This window comes from Streptomyces sp. NPDC015032, from assembly GCF_043080425.1.
Lineage (GTDB): Bacteria > Actinomycetota > Actinomycetes > Streptomycetales > Streptomycetaceae > Streptomyces.
Genome location: NZ_JBIBVN010000009.1, coordinates 213,058 through 226,784, shown reverse-complemented (window position 1 = coordinate 226,784; position 13,727 = coordinate 213,058). Strand labels below are relative to the sequence as shown.

The following is a 13,727-nucleotide window of genomic DNA, read 5'->3' as shown; positions in this document are numbered from 1 at the left end:
GTGATGTAGACCGTCTACATCACTGTAGTCAGTCCGGGCGTTCCGCTAGGCCGCCCGCTCACCATTATGGGAGACCCTGCACCGTGTCCGTATTCTCACTGGCGGCCGCGCCCCAGGCGGTGAACCTGCTGGACGCCGGTTCACTGCTGGGAGCGTTCGGCGCGCTGGGCATCGCCGTCGTGCTCTTCGCCGAGACGGGACTGCTCGTCGGCTTCTTCCTGCCCGGTGACTCCCTGCTGTTCACCGCGGGTCTTCTCTGCGTGCCGGGCGCCCACGGGCCGGTCGAGCTGTCGTTGCCCCAGGTGCTGATCGCCGCGGTGGCCGGTGCGCTGCTCGGTGCGCAGGCGGGGTACTGGATCGGCCGCCGCGGCGGCCGGGCCCTGCTCGCCCGCCGCCGCACCGGACGGCTGCACGAGGGCGCCGCCCGCGCCGAGGAGCTGCTCGCCCGGTACGGCCATGCGCGGGCGATCGTGCTGGCCCGCTTCGTACCCGTCGTGCGTACGGTGCTCAACCCACTGGCCGGAGCGCTCAACGTCCCCGCCGGGGTGTTCACGCTGTGGCAGGTCGTCGGCGGTGTGGTCTGGACCGTGGGTCTGGTCCTCGCCGGTTACGCGCTGGGTTCCTCGGTGCCGAACGTCGACCGCTATCTGCTGCCGATCGTCGCCGTGGTGGTCGTGGTCTCACTCATCCCGCTCGCCGCCGAACTGCTGCGCGCCCGCGGGCGACGCACCGCTGAAGGGGACAACAGCTGATGCCTCTCGCCTCCACCGCCACCTCGATCGACGGTGGCCTGTACACCTGGATCACCGAGCTGGCCCAGCGCTCACCCGCCCCCCTGGACTCCGCCGTCCGGCTCTGGTCGGACTACGGTCTGGCCCTGTTCGCGCTGCTGATGCTCGTGTCCTGGTGGCGCGCCCGCTCCGCGGGCCCCGCCCGTACCGCCATGGCGCTCTGTACCCCGTTCGTCGCGGTGGCCGCGTACATCGTCAACGACCTGGTGAAATCCGCCTTCCATGAACAACGGCCGTGCCAGACCCTGCACGTCGTGACGGTGGAGGCGTGTCCCGCGCTCGGCGACTGGTCCTTCCCCAGCAACCATGCCGCCATCGCTGCGGCCGCCGCGGTGGCCATCTGGCTGACCGACCGCAGGCTCGGGGCGATCGCTGTACCCGCCGCTCTGCTGATGGCGGCGTCCCGGGTGTGGATCGGTGTGCACTACCCGCACGATGTGCTGATCGGGCTGGTCGCGGGCGCGCTCGTCGCCTGGCCGTTGACGATCGCGGCGCGACGCTGCGCCCCGGTGGTCGTCCGGCTGAGTGAAAGCCCGCTGCGTCCCCTGGTGGCGACACGGTGACCGGCGACGCTCCAGTGGTGCCACGCGACCGGTCCACGCACCGACCGCGTCCGTCGCCCCGGACACCCGCGTCCGGTGCCGCGTCGACGCGCCTCCGTATGCGGGGGCGCTGATCGCGGACTGAACGGGGCCTGGCGCCCGCCGACTGCGGGCTCGGCACCGCGCCGTGGCCGCTGTACGGCAGACCCTGTACCCACGTGTCGGGTCTGGCACCCGGGCAGTGTCAGCAGCATCATCGGAGCGACGAATTCCATCCGCGCCGCCCTACCGGGGTGCGGTGCCCCGCCCATCGGACGTGAGGACGACCGTGCGGGCCGTCGCACTGCGCGACGGCCCACACGGTCCCGGCGGGTCGCAACCGGGGCGGTCAGCCGTTGGGAAGAATGACCGCGCGACCGTTGATCTTGCCGTGACGCAGCCGCTCGTACGCCAGCGGCGCCTCGTCCAGCGGGTAGGTCTCGACGTGGACCTCGACCGACCCGGCGCGGGCCAGGTCGAGCACCTCGGCGAGCTCGGAGCGCGAGCCCCAGTACGGCGAGGTCACCGTCGTGTTGTACGGCAGGGAGCCGAAGCCCACCGGCAGCGCACCGCCGCCGATGCCGACGATCGTGACATCCGAGTCGACGGCGGCCGCGGCCCCGGCCGTGACGACCGTCGCAGGCGCGCCGACGAAGTCGAGGACGACCTGTGCGCCGATGCCGCCGGTCAGCTCACGGACCTTCGCTGCGGCGTGCTCGTCGGAGAGCACGGTCTCGTGGGCGCCGACGGCACGGGCCAGGGCGAGCTTGTCCTCGGAGACATCCAGGGCGATGACCCGGACGGCCGTCATGGCGCGCAGCAGCTGGATCGCGACATGGCCGAGGCCGCCGGTGCCGATGACGACGGCGGTGGCACCGGGCACCAGCTTGAGCAGGGACCGCTTGATCGCGTGGTACGGGGTCAGGCCCGCGTCGGTGAGCGGCACGGCCTGGACCGGGTCGAGGCCGCCGAGCGGCACCAGGTGGCGGGGGTCGTCGACGATCATGTACTCGGCCATGGCGCCGGGCGAGCCCAGTCCGGGAGGGTTGATCCCGAGTTCCTTGGCGCGCAGGCAGTAGTTCTCCTTGCCCTCGGCGCACTTGACGCACGAACCGCAGCCCCAGGGCCCGTAGACCGCGACGGACTCACCGATCGGGAGACCGCTCACCCCGTCGCCGAGCGCGGCAACGATACCGACGCCCTCGTGGCCGAGGGTGAGCGGAAGCGGGAAGGAAAGCTGCTCCGCGGGCCGGCTCATCACGGCGATGTCGGAGTGGCAGACACCGGCGGCGGTGACCTTCAGCAGCACCTGGCCGGGTCCGGGCTCCGGGTCGGGCACGGTGACGACCTCGGGTGCCGCGCCGACGGTGCGGTATTGAACGGCCTTCATGGGGTTCTCCTCACTCTTTGTGCTTCTCTGCTCACCCCCGTTCCCCCGTCCGTCGCTCAGGAGGCGGAGTAGCCGCCGTCCACCAGGTGATAGCTGCCGTGGATGAAGGAGGCACGGTCGGAGAGCAGGAAGGCGGCGAGTTCGGCGACTTCCTCCGCGGTGCCGAGACGTCCGGCCGGGTGCAGCGAGATCAGGTGCTCGCGGGCCGGGCCGTCCGTGTTGCGCAGCAGCGGGGTGTCGATGAAGCCAGGGCCGACGGCGTTGACCCGGACGTTCTGTGCCGCGTATTCGAGGGCGGCGGTCTTGGTGAGGCCGACGACACCGTGCTTGGCGGCCACGTAGGCGGGCGATCCGGCGAAGCCGTTGGTGCCGAGGATCGACGACATGTTGACGACGGCGCCACCGCCCGCCTCGACGATCGCGGGGAGTTCGTAGCGCATCGAGTAGAAGACACCGCTGAGGTTGGTGGCGACGACCCGGTTCCAGTCCTCGACCGCGTACTCACCGGTGGGGCTGCTGGGACCGCCGATGCCCGCGTTGTTGACGGCGAGGTGCAGGGCACCGAAGGTGTCGACGGTGAAGCGCACGCCCGCTTCGACGGATGCGGGGTCGGTCACGTCCATGGCGACCGCGGCGGCCTTGGCGCCGGCGCTCTCCAGTCCGGCGACCGCCTTGCGGGCACCGGCCCCGTCGTAGTCGGCGACGACGACGGACGCGCCGCCCGCGGCCAGCCGGTGGGCCAGGGCCAGGCCGATGCCGGACGCGCCGCCGGTGACGAGGGCGGTCCTGCCGGAGAACTCCTGGTCGGCGGGGGTGGGGTGGGTGCTCATGATGATTCGTTTCCTTCCGTGGTGCTGTGCGGCGCCGGCCCGGCGGGAAGCTGCGCGAGCAGTTCTCCGGAGAGGGCGTCGAAGGCCTGCCCGACCAGTCGGGGCAGGTCGGCCGGTTGTCCGCCGCGTACCCAGGCGGCCTGGGCGGCGAGGAGCGCCCCGGCGCCCGCTGCGACCGTGACAGCGGGACGGATGTCCAGTCGCGGGTCGACTCCGAGCCGGTCCGCGACGATGACGATCGAGTCCTCCTGCGCGTCCACCCGGATGTGGTGGAAGGCTGCGTAGAGGGTCGGTTCCTGCTCGGCGAGGACCAGCAGGTCGAAGATCCGCGCGCGGCGGTGCCAGGCCTGCGCGCCGGGATCGCCGAGCCAGTCGAGGACGGCCTGCCGGTAGGCGGTGAGCGGGGGCTCGTCGGCGGGGCGTGCGCGCAGGGCGTCGTTGATCCGGCCGCCGTCGCCCCGGATCGAGTCCAGGACGGCGTCCTCCTTGCTGGTGAAGTACCGGCTGAAGGTCCGCCGGTCGACGTCCGCACGTTCCGCGATCTCCTCGACCGTCACATTCTTCAGGCCCCGGTCGAGTACGAGCTCGAACGCGGCCTGCGCCAGTGTGTCCCGGGTCCTGCGGGCCTTGCGGCTCCGTCGCTCCGGGGTCCTCCGTTCCGGATTCATAACTGCACCGTACACCGGAAAATGTCCCGTCGCGACAGAAGTCTCGACGGGACATGTGATCTGCATGACGGCTCCCCTCCCCTGCCTCTCTACCGGTGGCTGAAGACCGCTGCGGAGCGGCGGGCGCCGTGGCCGGCCGGACGGGGCCGGGATCGGCTCCCGGCCGGTGCCCGGCACAGGACGAGCGCGGCGATGTCATCGCGTCGCACACCTTCGGAGAAGGACTCCAGATCGGCGTGGAGCGCGTCCAGTACCTCGCGCGGCCCCCGCTGCGCCCACCGGCCCAGCCGGGCGTCGAGCGGATAGAAGGCGCCCGATGCGTCGCGGGCCTCGGTGACTCCGTCGGTGCACAGCAGGAGCGTGGCGCCCGGCGGGAAGTCCAGCCGTTCCGCGGCCCGTGCCGCTCCGCCGAGCTCCGCCATGCCCAGCGGAACGGAGGTACGGTGCAGCGGAACCGCCTGCGCCACGCCGTCGTGCAGCAGCCGGGGCGGCAGATGACCGCAGTTGACGGCTTCCACCCGGTCCTCCCCGTCGAAGCCGAGCACCAGGGCGGTGACGAAGCGTTCGATCTCCCCGGTCTGGGCGGAGAAGATGTTGTGCCGGGCGACCGCGTCCTCCAGCGCGTCGACCACGCCGGTCAGGGTGGGCTCGCGCATGGCCGCTTCCCGGAACGCGCCGAGCACGGCGAAGCCCGCCCCGATCGCGGCGAGCCCCTTGCCCTGGACATCCCCAATGATCACCCGGGTTCCGTAGGGCGACTGGACGACCTCGTAGATGTCACCGCCGACCAGACGGTCCTCCTCGATCGGCGTATAGATGCCGTGGGTGAGGATCTGGTCGGTCAGGATCGGCAGCGGGCGCAGAATCTGCCGCTGGAGCGCGACCGCGGCGGAGCGCAGCCTGGCTATCTCGGCAGCGTGACGGAGCCGCAGCGCACAGGATCCGACCCCCAGGAAGCAGGCCAGCACGGTGAAGGCGACGCTGCTGGTGACATCCCAGAAGGTTCCACCGGACATCAGCCGCGAGCAGACGACGACGGTCATGACCCAGGAGGCCACGCCCACGGTCTGCCGGATCGTTCCGAAGACCGAGACGAGCGCGGGCACGACGACCATCAGCGGTACGAGGTGCATCTCGTCGCCGGTCCGGATGTCGAGGACGCCGACCAGTGCGGTCAGCAGTGCCAGCCCGCCGAACAGTGCGCCGTTCCCGACCCGGGGAGCGAAGACGGCCGCCTCCCCCGCGTCCGGACCCGGGAATGTCGCCCCTCGCGTCGCCGTCCTGCGCCGGCGCCCGATCGTCACGGCCCGTTCCTCCCGGTATCTGCCTGGCCTCGCGCCGGCGTTCACCCCCAGTCCACCCTGATCACGGGGGTCGGCACACGAGGCTTACGGCCTCTGGGAGGTCGCCGAAGGTCCCGCGCCGGGAGGCGGCCGGCGGCCTTCGGCCCGGAAGTACCGGGCCGAAGGTCCTGTGATGCGGGTCAGCGCACGGCTGCCGTACGGACGCCGCCGGGCCCCGGCAGGCGGGTCGGCGGGTGCTCCGGCACGAGAGCCGAGAGGAAGGACGCCCGGCGGCGGAGCACGAATCCCAGCGATTCGTAGAGCCGCACCGCGTTGGTGTTGTCGGCGGCGGCGTGCAGGAATGGTGTTTCGCCACGCTCCCTGATCTCGTGGGCGACGGCGAGGACGAGTCCGGTGCCGAGCCCCTGGCCGCGCACGGACTCGTCCGTGCAGACGCCGCTGATCTCGCTCCAGCCGGGCGGATGCAGACGCTCGCCGGCCATCGCGACGAGCACCCCTTCACGCCGGACACCGAGGTAGGTGCCGAGCTCGACCGTACGGGGCAGGAACGGACCCGGCCGGGTGCGGGCGACCAGGTCGAGCATCTCGGGCACATCGGCGGGCCCGAGCCGGACGGCCGGTGGAAACGGAGCCGCCGCGACCCCGGCGTCGACGAGCTGGACACCTTCGGCGTGGAAGGTGATCTCCCAGCCGTCCGGCGGCGGCTCGCGGAACGCGGTGATGGCGACGGCGCCACCGGGTCCGGCGAGGGCCGCGGCGTCGGCCCAGTCGGCTCCCTCGGGCTCGTCCGGGAGCGCGGCCCAGGGGGTCACGTCCGCCGGGTAGCGCAGGACGCGGCCGCTGCGCTCGGCGAAGTGGGCGTGCGGGCCGGTCAGCGCGGCGCGGACCGGATTGTCCAGCGGATGCGCGTCACCGGCAGCGGTGTGCGGCGCGCTCACGCGGTCACCTCGATCACGATCTTCCCACGCGCGTGTCCGCTCTCCACGGAGCGCAGTGCTTCTCCCGCCCCGGAGAGCGGGAAGGTCGCGGTCACATGGGTCCGCAGGGCTCCGGTGACGACGAGGTCCGCCACCTCGTCGAGGACCGCCGCGGTGCGGGCGCGGGCGACGGCCGCCCCGCCGAGCTCCACCGCCAGTGGCTTGCCCCCGGCGCTGATCAGGCTTGCCCGGTCCGCGAGCAGCGGGGCCACGCTCCTGAGGGTGTCGCCACCGACCAGGTCGAAGATCGCATCGATGCCGTCGGGCGCCGCAGCCCGCACCCGGTCGGCCAGGCCGGAGCCGGATGCGACATGCACCGCGCCGAGCGACTCGACGAGATCCTTCTTGGCCGCGCTCGCCACGCCGACGACCTGGACACCGGCGTGGCGGGCGAGCTGTACCGCGGCCGTTCCGACACCACCTCCTGCCCCGGTGATCAACAGGGTCGCCCCGGGGGCGAGACCCAGCTGGTGCACGCCCTCGTACGCGGTCGCCGCCGCGACCGGCAGCACGGCCGCGTCGGCGAACGACAGACCGGCCGGCTTGCGCGCGGTCACAGCGACGGGAAGCAGCGTGTACTCGGCGTATCCACCGGTCACCGGATTGCCGAAGACCTCGTCCCCGATCACGAATCCTTCGGCTCCCGGGCCCACGCCCTCGACGACTCCGGCGGCCTCGCTGCCGAACACGGTGGGGAACGGCTGCGGCTCACTGCCGGGCCTGATGTACCCCGTCCGCAGCTTCCAGTCGACCGGGTTGACCCCCGCCGCCCGGACGGCGACGAGCAGCTCGCCGGGGCCGGGCACCGGCACGTCCTGTTCGACGAGGGCCTCCACCTCCGGCCCGCCGTTGCGGGTGAACACGTACGCCTTGGGCATGAGCTCCCTCTCTCCTGTTCCGTGGCGGCGGCCGTTCACGCCATCCGGGGCCGCCCGGTCACCGCTCGCCACAACAGCGGGAAGGTCCCTCCCCGTACGCGTATTCCCGCACCCGTGCGGTGTTCATCCGACCGCAATGATCCCCGCGACGGCTGACACGCCCCATCCCGCGGCCTCTCCCGCAGTGATTCAGCGGTGATTCAGCGGACTGCGCCCATGACCGGGTCCACGACCTCGTTCACCAGGAGTTCGAGGAGCCGCCGGTCGTCGCCCGCGGTGCCACGCTCGGCCGGCGTGTCCGGGTTGACGTCGAGCAGCACATGCGTGGCGCCCAGCTCGCCGAGTTCCGCCAGATCGGCCCGGATCCGGTCGACCGTGCCGTGTCCGGCCGGACGTTCACCGCCGAGGAGGGCGTCGGTGACACGGATCTGCAGCCGCGGCACGAGCGCGGGAACGGGGCGGTGGGCCCGTTCGGCCTCCTCCGTGATCACCGGCAGCCCGGCCCGGATCACTTCGAGCGGCAGCCGGTACGGGTGCCAGCCCTCGCCGAGCCGGGCGGCGCGGCGCTGGGCGGCGGCCGAGTTCCCTCCGACCCAGACGGGCAGACAGGGGGCGGATGCGGGCGCGGGCGCGGTCCGCACGCCTTCGTACGAGACGTAGTCGCCCCGGAACGTCGCCGGATCCTCGGCCCAGGCGGCCCGGATCGCGGCCAGATATTCGTCGGTGATGCGTCCGCGCTCGACGAAGGGCACGCCCAGCGCGTCGTACTCGGCCGCGGACCAGCCGATCCCCGCGCCGAGGATGAACCCGTCGGCGTTCAGGTTGTCGATGTTGGCGGCGAGCCGGGCCGTCTGCAGCGGGTGACGGTACGGGATCACGGTGACGGTCGTACCGAGCGTCAGACCGGGCACCCGCCCGGCGATGTGCGCGGCGAGCACGAACTGGTCGTAGAACGGGGCCGGATACGTCTCGTGCACATCGGGGGTGACCGCGATGTGATCGGAGATCATCGCGAAGGCGAATCCCAACTCACGTGCATCCACAGCCTGTTGGAGAAGATTTGCCGGAGTGGTACCGACACCGAAATTGAGTATGTTCACGCCGAATTTCATCAGCGAAGCCTAACAACCGAGACCTGCGCGGAACTCGCGGCGGGAAGGCCACGGATGCGGCGAAGACGGAAAACGGGAAACGGGAGACGGGAGACGGGAGACGGGAGACGACGGATCGTCACCGGGTGAGAACTGTCGCACAGATGGGGAGCGACGTCCCGCGCCCGAGGGGTGGACGGGCATCGTTCCGCAGTCGATTCACCGTCGAATTCGACTCAACTACCGCTGGATATACTCCGGTCGGCCCCGATACGCCGTCGGCTGTGGCAGTCTGGAAGCGACCGCCCCACCGGGCTCCCCCGTACCGGTGGGGCGGTTCTGCCGTCCGGCCGCCTCGCCTGCGCCGACAGGACGGGGATCAGGACGATTCCCGGCCATTGCTGCCGTGTGACCTGATCAACTTCCGCCATTCCGCATGGGAGCCGGCTACGGGGGCAGATGCCTACACCTCACCTACGACCAGGGGAGCGTGACGAGATGACGGCGCACACTGCGCGGACCGCCGGTACGGAACGAGCGGAGAGTGCAGGGGCGACACGGACGGGTGTGCCGGTCGAAACCGGCGACCTGCCATGGATCGAGGACGCGGGGAAGGTCGCCCCGGCGGACGCGCGGGACCTGTCCCGGCTGTTCTTCGACCGGCTCCAGGTCCTGGAGGAGGGAACTCCCGCCCATCAGTACGCGCGCAGCACGCTCATAGAGATGAACCTCTCCCTCGTCCGGTTCGCCGCGGGACGGTTCCGGAACCGGGGCGGCGGTGACGCGGAGGACATCGTCCAGGTCGGCACCATCGGGCTGATCAAGGCCATCGACCGCTTCGACCTCTCCCGCGAGGTCGAGTTCACCTCCTTCGCGGTCCCCTACATCACTGGAGAGATCAAACGGTTCTTCCGCGACACCAGCTGGGCGGTGCACGTCCCGCGCCGCCTCCAGGAGTTGCGGGTCGACATCGCCCGGACCAAGGAGTCCCTCGCCACCGCGCTCGACCGCGACCCCACCGTTCCGGAGCTCGCCGAACAGCTGGGGCTCAGCGAGGACGAGGTCACGGAAGGCATGGTGGCAGCCAACGGCTACACGGCCGGTTCGCTGGACATGCCGGCCGATCCGGCGGGCTCGGGACGGCGCAACTCCCCGGGACGCACGTTCGCCGACGTCCTGGGCGAACCGGACCCCGCCATGGAGACGGTCGAGAATCTGCATGCCCTCGCTCCGCTGCTGGGCGATCTCGACGACCGGGAACGTCGCATCATCGACATGCGCTTCGGCCAGGAGATGACCCAGTCGCAGATCGGCGCGGAACTCGGCATCTCGCAGATGCACGTATCGCGGCTGATCAGCAGAATTCTGCGGAAGCTCCGCAGTGGGATGTTCATCGAGGAGTGACCCGCCCGGACGACATCTCCGGCTGAGACCCGGCCTCCGGCCGAGGCTCCGCTTCCGCCCGGGCCTCCGGCCGAGGCCTCGTCCGGGACCGGGCCTCCGGCCGAGCCGCGGTCTGCCCGCACTGATCGCGGGCATCGACTCCGACCGGCTCTACCCTCCTTCGTAGCAGGCCGAGTTGGCGTCGCTGCTGCCGGGCGCGGACCGGCTCAGGACCGTGGAGTCGCCCCATGGGCACGACGGGTTCCTGATCGAGACGGATCAGGTCGGGGACCTGGTACGGGAATTGCTGCCCGGCGGGCCGGGCGGCAGCCCGGCCCGCTGATCCACCACCGCCGCCCGCCTCGCGGCCCTGCGGGGCACAACGGTGCCGGAACGGATCGTTCCGGCACCCGGACGGGCCAGTGGGACTCAGCCACCGTCCTTCTCCGGGGCACGGCCCGCGTAGTAGGTGGCGATCATGTCCTCGCCGCCGTGCCCCGCCGCTTCGGCGCGCGCGAATCGGTCGGCCGACGCGGCGACCAGGTCCAGCCGCACCCCCGACTTCTCCGCCGCGTCCAGGATGAGACGGGTGTCCTTGAGCGCCGTGGACAGGGCGAAGCTGGGGGTGAGGTCGCCGGAGAGGACGGCGGCGGACTTGCCCTGGAGATACGGGGAGTCCAGGGGGCCGCCCTTCATGGCATCGAGGAACGTCTGCGGGTCGATCTCCAGTCCCTCGGCGAGGTTGAGGCATTCCGCGATGTTGTTGACCATGGTGATCACCCAGGTGTTGACCACGAGTTTCAGCCGCGAGGCCGCTCCGGGGACCTCGGCGACCCAGACCGTGCGCTGCCCGATCGCGTCCAGCACGGGGTCCACCGTCGCCCGGACGGCGGAGGGGCCTGAGACGAAGACCGTCAGCGCGCCCTGTTCCGCCGGCTGTCGGGTACCGGAAACCGGAGCGTCGAGATAGACCAGGCCCAGGTCCGCCGCGTGCCGGGCGAGATCGGCGGTGGCCTCGAACCCGACGGTCGAACTCTGGAGGAGTACCTGGTCGGTGTGGAGCCCCGGCGACGCGGCGGTGAGCGCGGCGGCGACGGAGGGGCCGTCGTTGAGCATGGTGAGGACGACATCGGCGCCCCGTACCGCTTCCTCCGCCGTCTCCAGGACCGTGGCACCGTCGGCGGCGAGCGGCGCCGCCTTGGCACGCGTACGGTTCCAGGCACGGACGTCGAGTCCGGCCCGCAGCAGACTCCGGGCCATACCGGATCCCATGATCCCGGTTCCGAGAACGGCGACGGTCGGCCGCTGCGGGTTGGCATCGGCAGCGCTGGAGGACATGAGGGACTCCCTTGGTCGGCCGCGCCCCGGTCGGCTCGCGGCGCGGTGAGTTCTCAGGATTGCCGCAGCGCGCCTTCGAGGACGGCAGCGTGCACGGCTCTGGCGAGTCGCGCGCCCCAGCGGGAGCGCGGTCCCGCGAAGGGTTCGCCGGGACCGGGTTCCGGCGAGGGCGCGGCGACGCACACGGCGTCGGTGGGGGTTCCCGAGCAGTCGAGGCCCGCGTCCAGGAGTGCCTGGACCTTGGCCTCGGTGGCCGTGGCGACCGCGTTGACGAGTGCGGCGTCGGAGAGTGCCGTCGGCAGGGTGACGACGATGTTGACGGTGCCGGGCCTCGGCGGTTCCCCGGTGTCCCCGGCCGGGGCGGCGGCCCAGCCGCGTACACCGAGTCCGCAGGTGGCGGTCGCCGTCACTCCCTCGTCGGCGGCGACCGTGTACGCGGTGACGTCGGCGGCCGTCATCAGCCCGGCGCCGGGCCCGGTGAGGCGTTCCGCCGCGGCGATCTCCGCGAGGTGACGGTCGGGGTCCAGCCGCGGATAACCGCCGGGCACCTGGGCGTTCAGGATCCAGGCGCGCGGGCCGATGCCTCCGCCGAGCACGGCGCTGCTGCACACCCGCCATCCCGGCCCGAGCCGCCACACCAGGCGGTGGAGGTCCTCACCGTCCTCGTGCCGGGGCAGGAGTTCACCACGCTGTTCGGGCAGCCGGGCGCGTACGGAACGGATGAGGCACCCCCGGTGGCGCGGCAGGACGATGGAACGGTGATCGGTGGCCGGTCCGGCGATCATATGCGCCGCAAACTTTCAGCCCGCGACCGGTACGGTGCCGGGCCGGAGCCGTACCGGAAGTGTCCCGGTGCGGTTGCCGACGAATCCCGCATGCCGGGGCAACCCGGCTCGGGGGACGGCGAGGTCCAGTCCCGGGCAGCGGGTGAAGAGCCGCAGCAGGTCCGCCGCGCCGGTGCCGCCGGTACGCTTCGCGGGCGCTGTCCGGAGTCCGTCGGCAGGGCCTGGTCGACCGCGGCGCACTCCGCACGGGGGCGGCGTCTACCGTCCCGTGCTCCTCGATCTCACCGAAGACGCAGTCTGTCCATTCGGGGCGCTGTGCCCTGCCGCCGCCCGGCCCCGGTCCCAGGTCGGGATTCCGGGCGCACCCTCCTCACACCTCACCCGATTGGCCTAACGAAAGGGTGGCCTGCGCACCGCCGTGACAGGCGTCCAACGCCGAAGCGCCGCGCATGTGACGGCCGGCCCGTGCGGGCGGGGAGGTTGCAGCGTCCATCCGGGTGAGGCGCGATGGATATCGGACGCGCCTCCCCTGATGGATCCAGCCACAGGACGCGCCCGGGCGAGGAGGAATCGGTCATGGGAGCCGCTGACGGTTTCACGGATTCCGGAGAGCTCGACGGCCTGACGGTGTACGACGCCGAGGGCGAGAAGATCGGCAGTGTGGGCCGGGTGTATGTCGACGACAACACCGGCCGCCCGGACTGGATCACGGTGAAAACCGGCCTGTTCGGTATGAAGGAGAGTTTCGTTCCGCTCGCCGGGGCCCGTCGTGTGGGCTCCGACCTGCACATCACCCATCCGAAGGACCGCGTCAAGGAAGCCCCCGGGGTGGACGCGGACGCGCATCTGTCCGTAGCGGAGGAGGAGGAGCTCTACCGCCATTACGGCCTTGCCAGGAACACCACCGCGCGGCTCGGCGGGCAGTCGGGCACCGGCACCCCATCGGCGTCCGGAACCGGCACGACGGCCGCGGGCGCGGCGGGAGCCGCCGGAACCGGAGCCATGGGTGCGGCCGGCACCGGGCGCACCACCGGCAGGCCGACCGCGGCCGGCACCTCCGCCTCCGGTACGGACACCTCCCGCACCACCACGCCACGCACGACCGGCATGGCCGGCGCGGGCAGGCACCGCGACGCCGGGACGACCGGCACGGCCCGGCCCCTCGTAGGCGCGGGGGCGGGTTCCGAGCGTTCCGCCGCGGACCTGGGCGGCAAGGAGGAGTTGATCCGCTCCGAGGAGCAACTGCACGTCGAAACCGAGGAGTACGAGAGCGGCAGGGCACGCCTGCACAAGTACGTCGTCACCGAGAACGTGACCAGGACGGTGCCGGTGACGCACGAAGAGGTACGGGTGATCCGTGAACCGCTGCGGCCCGGCGACAGGGCGGCGGGGCCCGCGGACATCCGCGAGCAGGACGTCGAGGTCACCCTGCACGCCGAGCGCGCCACCACGCACAAGGAGACGGTGCCGGTCGAGCGCGTGCGCATGGAGACCGAGAGGGTGACCGAGCAGACGGAAGTCTCCGCCGAACTCCGCAAGGAGCAGATCGACTACGCGGACGGCAAGAGCGTCGGAGGCGGCGACCTCGGCGGCAGGGACATCCGGGGCGGGGACACCGAAGACAAGGGCATGGGCGGCGAGTTCGGCCGGGGGCGCCGCCGCTGACCCCGCACACAGCGGCGGACGCCGCGCGCCGGGAGCACGCATGAGA

14 protein-coding genes are annotated in these 13,727 nt (G+C 71.8%); 5 read left to right on the top strand and 9 right to left on the bottom strand.

Annotated features, from left to right (window positions below):
• Positions 1-83: 83 nt before the first annotated feature.
• Positions 84-752 (top strand): DedA family protein, encoded by a 669-nt coding sequence (locus tag ACF08M_RS16385; RefSeq protein ID WP_392185929.1) that lies wholly within the window; start codon positions 84-86, stop codon positions 750-752.
• On the top strand, positions 752-1,354 hold the full coding sequence (locus tag ACF08M_RS16380) for a phosphatase PAP2 family protein (RefSeq protein ID WP_392185928.1): 603 nt from the start codon (positions 752-754) through the stop codon (positions 1,352-1,354). The genes ACF08M_RS16385 and ACF08M_RS16380 overlap by 1 nt, the downstream gene beginning before the upstream one ends.
• 367 nt (positions 1,355-1,721) lie before the next feature.
• On the opposite strand, the gene ACF08M_RS16375 is transcribed toward ACF08M_RS16380, so the two are convergent.
• The 7 genes from ACF08M_RS16375 to ACF08M_RS16345 all read right to left on the bottom strand — a co-directional run bounded on the left by ACF08M_RS16375 (position 1,722) and on the right by ACF08M_RS16345 (position 8,531).
• Entirely contained in the window at positions 1,722-2,762 is a 1,041-nt protein-coding gene (locus ACF08M_RS16375; RefSeq protein ID WP_392185927.1) for an NAD(P)-dependent alcohol dehydrogenase, read from the bottom strand.
• Positions 2,763-2,818: 56 nt separating this feature from the next.
• Entirely contained in the window at positions 2,819-3,592 is a 774-nt protein-coding gene (locus tag ACF08M_RS16370) for an SDR family NAD(P)-dependent oxidoreductase (RefSeq protein ID WP_392185926.1), read from the bottom strand.
• Complete coding sequence (locus ACF08M_RS16365; RefSeq protein ID WP_392185925.1) at positions 3,589-4,260, bottom strand: TetR family transcriptional regulator; 672 nt, start codon at positions 4,258-4,260, stop codon at positions 3,589-3,591. Before ACF08M_RS16365 ends, ACF08M_RS16370 begins: the two co-directional genes overlap by 4 nt.
• Before the next feature lie 89 nt (positions 4,261-4,349).
• Positions 4,350-5,564 (bottom strand): PP2C family protein-serine/threonine phosphatase, encoded by a 1,215-nt coding sequence (locus ACF08M_RS16360; protein ID WP_392185924.1) that lies wholly within the window; start codon positions 5,562-5,564, stop codon positions 4,350-4,352.
• Between the two features lie 179 nt (positions 5,565-5,743).
• Positions 5,744-6,502: a GNAT family N-acetyltransferase gene (locus ACF08M_RS16355; protein WP_392185923.1), complete on the bottom strand. Its 759-nt coding sequence runs from the start codon at positions 6,500-6,502 to the stop codon at positions 5,744-5,746.
• Entirely contained in the window at positions 6,499-7,419 is a 921-nt protein-coding gene (locus ACF08M_RS16350) for an NADP-dependent oxidoreductase (RefSeq protein ID WP_392185922.1), read from the bottom strand. Before ACF08M_RS16350 ends, ACF08M_RS16355 begins: the two co-directional genes overlap by 4 nt.
• A gap of 200 nt (positions 7,420-7,619) precedes the next feature.
• Positions 7,620-8,531, bottom strand: coding sequence for a TIGR03619 family F420-dependent LLM class oxidoreductase (locus ACF08M_RS16345; protein WP_392185921.1), 912 nt, complete (start codon positions 8,529-8,531; stop codon positions 7,620-7,622).
• A gap of 477 nt (positions 8,532-9,008) precedes the next feature.
• Here ACF08M_RS16345 and ACF08M_RS16340 point away from each other — a divergent pair, with 477 nt between their 5' ends.
• Entirely contained in the window at positions 9,009-9,914 is a 906-nt protein-coding gene (locus ACF08M_RS16340; RefSeq protein WP_392185920.1) for an RNA polymerase sigma factor SigF, read from the top strand.
• Positions 9,915-10,089: 175 nt separating this feature from the next.
• The gene (locus ACF08M_RS16335; RefSeq protein WP_392185919.1) at positions 10,090-10,236 is read left to right on the top strand and encodes a hypothetical protein; all 147 of its coding nucleotides are present in this window, start codon (positions 10,090-10,092) and stop codon (positions 10,234-10,236) included.
• A gap of 86 nt (positions 10,237-10,322) precedes the next feature.
• Here the strand turns inward: ACF08M_RS16335 and ACF08M_RS16330 are convergent, their stop codons facing one another.
• Together ACF08M_RS16330 and ACF08M_RS16325 are read right to left on the bottom strand one after the other, a co-directional pair.
• On the bottom strand, positions 10,323-11,231 hold the full coding sequence (locus tag ACF08M_RS16330) for an NAD(P)-dependent oxidoreductase (protein WP_392185918.1): 909 nt from the start codon (positions 11,229-11,231) through the stop codon (positions 10,323-10,325).
• A gap of 53 nt (positions 11,232-11,284) precedes the next feature.
• Positions 11,285-11,869, bottom strand: coding sequence for an adenosylcobinamide amidohydrolase (locus ACF08M_RS16325; RefSeq protein ID WP_392185952.1), 585 nt, complete (start codon positions 11,867-11,869; stop codon positions 11,285-11,287).
• Between the two features lie 723 nt (positions 11,870-12,592).
• Between ACF08M_RS16325 and ACF08M_RS16320 the strand changes: the two genes are divergently transcribed.
• The gene (locus tag ACF08M_RS16320) at positions 12,593-13,681 is read left to right on the top strand and encodes a PRC and DUF2382 domain-containing protein (protein WP_392185917.1); all 1,089 of its coding nucleotides are present in this window, start codon (positions 12,593-12,595) and stop codon (positions 13,679-13,681) included.
• The last annotated feature ends 46 nt before the right edge of the window (positions 13,682-13,727 follow it).